This is a genomic window from Bradyrhizobium sp. 142, from assembly GCF_023074015.1.
Lineage (GTDB): Bacteria > Pseudomonadota > Alphaproteobacteria > Rhizobiales > Xanthobacteraceae > Bradyrhizobium.
In genome coordinates this window covers 1-2,155 of sequence record NZ_JADPKQ010000463.1, presented here as the reverse complement: position 1 = coordinate 2,155, position 2,155 = coordinate 1, and the positions used below count along the sequence as shown (strand labels likewise).

At 66.0% G+C, this 2,155-nt stretch carries 2 protein-coding genes; one reads left to right on the top strand and one right to left on the bottom strand.

Features of this window, described 5'->3' with window-relative positions; translation table 11 throughout:
- Positions 1-119: 119 nt before the first annotated feature.
- A complete protein-coding gene (locus tag IVA82_RS42120) occupies positions 120-806 on the bottom strand; it encodes a DJ-1/PfpI family protein (protein ID WP_247389133.1) in 687 nt (228 codons plus the stop codon).
- A gap of 94 nt (positions 807-900) precedes the next feature.
- Here IVA82_RS42120 and IVA82_RS42115 point away from each other — a divergent pair, with 94 nt between their 5' ends.
- Positions 901-1,839, top strand: a complete 939-nt coding sequence (locus tag IVA82_RS42115) for a GlxA family transcriptional regulator (RefSeq protein WP_247389132.1) — start codon at positions 901-903, stop codon at positions 1,837-1,839.
- The last annotated feature ends 316 nt before the right edge of the window (positions 1,840-2,155 follow it).

Here is a 2,155-nt window from a genome sequence, read left to right as displayed (position 1 = left end):
GGGACTGCCCCGGCTCTCATGACCTCAACTTCTCGAACCGCCCGGTGCGGACCCGCATGCCGGGTGGTGTGGCAGGGGAGCGACCCACAAGGTCGCCCCTTATGCCGATTTGTGGCTCGCTAAAGCACCCGCGCAGCCGCGCGCTTGACGGCTTCGAGGCGGCGAGCCTGGTTTTGCGCGCCGCGCTCCCTGAGCAAGGCCAGCACCTCGGCCGGCGCTGTCTCAGGCGAGCCTGAATTGAATGGCGGAGCCGGATTGTATTCGAGCTGAAGCTGGATCGCTTCCGCCGTGGTGCGGTCGATCAGGATCGATACCAGCGTCAGCGCGAAATCGATTCCTGCCGTGACGCCGCCGCCGGTGATGCGGTTGCGATCGATGCAGACGCGGGTCTTGGTCGGCGTCGCGCCGAATTGCCTGAGCATCTCCATCGCGCTCCAATGGGTCGCGGCGCGGTAGCCCTTCAACAGGCCCGCGGCGCCCAGCGCCAGCGATCCCGTGCAGACCGAGGTGACGTACTTGGCGCCTTCGGCCTGGCTGCGCAGGAAACCCAGCACCTCCTCGTCGTTGAGCAGGTCATTGGTGCCGCCGCCACCGGGCACGCAGATCACATCCAGCTGCGGGCAGTCGGCGAAGGTCGTGGTCGGCGTCAGCGTCAGCACGGAATCGCTCGGCACCGGCTCGATCCGCTTCCAGATCAGGTGCAGTTTTGCGCCGGGCACGGAAGAGAACACCTGCAACGGACCCGTGAAGTCGAGCTGGGTGACGCGCGGAAACACCAAAAGACCGATCTGGAGCGGTGACGACATCGAAAGATCCCTCAATTCTGAGCTTGACGCCGTCAGGGTGGCATGATGCCCTCCCGTCCAAAATGGCGTAATTCCCTCAATTTCGGACATGACCATGATAGGCATCCTGATCTTTCCGGATTTCCAGTTGCTCGATGCGGCCGGCCCGATCTCGGTGTTCGAGATTGCGGCGCGCTGCATCGGCAAGGCGCCTGCGATCCGCGTGCTGGCGGTGAACGCGGGACCGGTGCGCAGCTCGTCCGGCGTCGAGATGATGGCGCGCGATCTCAAGTCGGCGAATGCGATCACCACGCTGATCGTGGCGGGCGGCATGGGCGTCACGGACGCGGCGCGCTGCGAAGTCACGCGCGCCTTCGTGCAGCGGCTGGCACGCCGCGGCGTACGGGTCGCCAGCGTCTGTTCGGGAGCCTATGTGCTGGCCGAGGCTGGCCTGCTCGACGGCCGCCGCGCCACCACGCATTGGGGCCGCACGCGCGATTTCGTCGCGCGCTATCCAAAGGTGAAGTTCGAGCCGGACCAGATTTTCACCCGCGACGGCAATGTGTGGACGTCCGCGGGCATCACGGCCGGAATCGACCTCGCGCTCGCGATGGTCACGGAGGACCATGGTGAGGAGATCGCGCAGCAGACCGCGCGCCAGCTGGTGCTCTATCATCGCCGCAGCGGCGGCCAGTCGCAGTTCTCCTCGCTGCTGGAATTGAAGACGCCGAACGGGCGTTTCGGTGCGCTGCTGTCATGGGCGCGGGAAAATCTCGATGCGCCGCTGACCGTGGAAGATCTCGCCGATCGCGCCGGCATGAGCGCGCGGCATTTTGCCCGAGCTTTTGCCGCGGAAACCGGCACGACGCCGTCCAAGGCGATCGAGCGGCTGCGGATCGAGGTCGCGCGCGAGCGCGTGCAGTCGTCGCGCGAGGCGATCGAGCTCGTTGCCGAGGCGACCGGTTTCCGCGACCCCGAGCGAATGCGCCGCGCCTTCATCCGCGCCTTCGGCCAGCCACCGCAGGCGCTACGGCGCGCGGCGCGGGCGGGTTAGGGCGGACTCGTCAATTTCGAGAGGTCCGCTTTAGCGGGTAAAGCAGACTTGCACATCGAAGCCTGGCATTTCGCCTTCTGTGAAGGTTTTCGGATGCCGGCCCCATGACGGTGGCTCGGCGCACACCGGGCCCGGCGTCCGCAAACCTCCAAGGGAGATGCTATGGGGCGGCGGCGAGGATATTGCATCCATCGTTGCTGATGTGAACCGATGGAGCGCCCCATGCAGAAATTGAACGATCTGAGCCGATCCCCGAGCCCCCTCGACCCGGACGGCACGCTGATCGCCGTTATCGAACTGAGCCTGTCGAGCTGGC

What these genes read in the sequence shown, in the direction of transcription:
- IVA82_RS42115 (WP_247389132.1), top strand. Translation starts at nt 901, where the DNA reads ATGATAGGCATCCTGATCTTTCCGGATTTCCAGTTGCTCGATGCGGCC.
- IVA82_RS42120 (WP_247389133.1), bottom strand. Translation starts at nt 806, where the DNA reads ATGTCGTCACCGCTCCAGATCGGTCTTTTGGTGTTTCCGCGCGTCACC.